General features: G+C 61.1%; 1 protein-coding gene. It reads left to right on the top strand.

What is annotated here, in order from left to right:
• Window positions 1-2,306, top strand: a 2,306-nt coding sequence (locus AC0L2O_RS36060; protein WP_473373103.1) for an alkaline phosphatase family protein, incomplete at both ends; no start/stop codon positions are given.

The following is a 2,306-nucleotide window of genomic DNA, read 5'->3' as shown; positions in this document are numbered from 1 at the left end:
CTCACCTTCAGCTACACGGTCGCGGCAGGCCAGACCACGTCCGATCTCGCCATCTCGTCGTTCAACCTCAACGGCGCCATCGTCAGCGACGGAGCCGGCAATGCGGCCAACCTGGCCGGTGCGGCCAACGCCAATCCCACCGGCACCCTGCAGGTCAACCCGACCACCGCCGCCAGACCTAACCACATCGTCGTCCTTTCCCTGGAAAACGAGAACTATTCCGACATCGTAGGTAGTTCCCAGGCGCCTTATCTGAACTCGCTGATCGCTCAGGGTATGCTGCTCACCAACTACTACGGTGTGACCCATCCGAGCCAGCCCAATTACATTGCCCTGTTTTCCGGCTCGACGCAGGGGATCACCAACAACGGCACCTTTCCCCAGTTTCCGGCCAGCGTGCCGACGCTGACGAGCACGCTCGCCGCCAGCGGTTACACTTTCGGCGGTTACGCCGAAACCACTGCGGATCCCGAACGGCAACCCTGGAGCCACTTCGCCAATTCGGCCAACACCGCTCACGATTTCAGCAGTTTTCCTCAGACCGCGGCCGGCTTTGCTAACCTTCCGACGGTTTCCTTTGTTTCGCCCAACGACGCCGACAACATGACGCCGACGAGCGACAACGGCGGCGGGATTCCTGCAGGCGACGCCTGGGTCCAGGCCAATCTCGCTGCCTACGCGGCCTGGGCGCAGGCCAACAATTCGCTGCTGATCGTCACCTTCGACGAAAACAACACCAATCCAGCGGTGACTTACCCTGATCACGTTGCGGCGATTGTCGTCGGCGGAGGCGTGCCGGCCGGGGCCGTCAACGCCTCGCCGGCTGGCCCCTATTCGCTGCTTGCCTCGATCGAAAGCCTTTACGGCGCAGCGGCGATCGGCAACAGCGCCGGCGTACCGGCACTCAACTTCTATTCGTCGACGCCGGCGAGGGCGTCCGCCTCGGTCACTCGCTCTTTTTCCGGATTGTCCGATCGGACCAACAATCCGCCCCAAAATGCGTTAGCGGTAGGACCGAACTACATTTTCACCGCGGAGACCACTCACTACGCGATAAGCGACCTGAGCGGCAATCCGATTGTATCCAACGGATCATTGTATAGCTTATTCGCCCCACTTGGCGGCACGCTTGACAACTCCCTTCTCGACGCGCGCGCCACCTACGACAGTTCGACCGGCCGCTATGTGGTCACCGTGGATAATTTTCAGCCAGGAGGCGGGAATTTCGCTACCAACATCGATATCGCCGTGTCGGTCGACAGTAACCCGAGCGACGGCTGGTATTTGGCTTCGATCGACACATCCAACGGTGGCACAACCCAATCGGACATGCCCTATCTGTCGGTCGGCAACGGCAAGATCTACATCTCCGCGCCCGAATTTTTGGACGCGGGAGGCGGCTACAACAACGGCGAATTCGTCGTCAACGAAAGCAGCGTCACAGCCGCCGGAAACCGCGCGATCACGCCCGACGTCAGCACCAGCGTGCCTGCGACCGCCAGCATCGTGCGCAACGTCGCCGGCGACAACGGGGTGACCTACTATTTGAGCGCCCATTCGGACGGGAGGGAAACCACGCTCACATATCAAACGTACGATCCGACGCCTGGCTTCAGCGGGACCCAAACGATCTTCGTCGGCGACGCCGATGTGGGAGGGGGCGGAAGCGACTACACCGCCGCGCAGTTGGGCACGACCAAGACGCTCGGCATTAACGACGGGCGCATCCAAAGCCTTGCCTACACTTCCACGGGAGGACACAATTACGTTTACGGCGTGAGCGAAGCCATGCCGACCGCAGGGGGGCTCGCTCAAATCGAGTGGTTCAAGCTCGATGTCACCGATCGCACGAATCCGCAATTCGTAATCGGGAACGTCATTTCCGGCGCGTCCATCGGCACAGGTGTCGCCGTGTTCGATCCTTCAATTGCGGTCGACAAGAACGGTGACGTGCTCATCAATTTCTCGGCCTCGGGGCCGAACATGTATCCTTCCGACTACTACATGGTGCTCGGCGCCGGCGCTTCCGCTTTCAGCGGCCCGACGCTTTACCAGGCGAGCACCACGTTTCTTGATACCGGAAGTCTGAACGACCAGCGTTGGGGGACCTATTCGACCGCAATAGCCGATCCGAACAACGCAAACGGTTTCTGGATATCGAACGAATACGTGGCCAACGGCTGGTGGCAGACGGTGGTCGCTCAGATCGCCGTCCAGGGTTCCGCGGCAACGGCGCCGACGGTTGCCTCGATCGCGACCTCGGGCAGCGGCATCACCAGCGGCGCCGGCGATCTCAATGTTGGCAA

Source organism: Bradyrhizobium sp. Kon10, from assembly GCF_055807395.1.
This window is presented reverse-complemented; position numbering and strand designations above follow the sequence as displayed.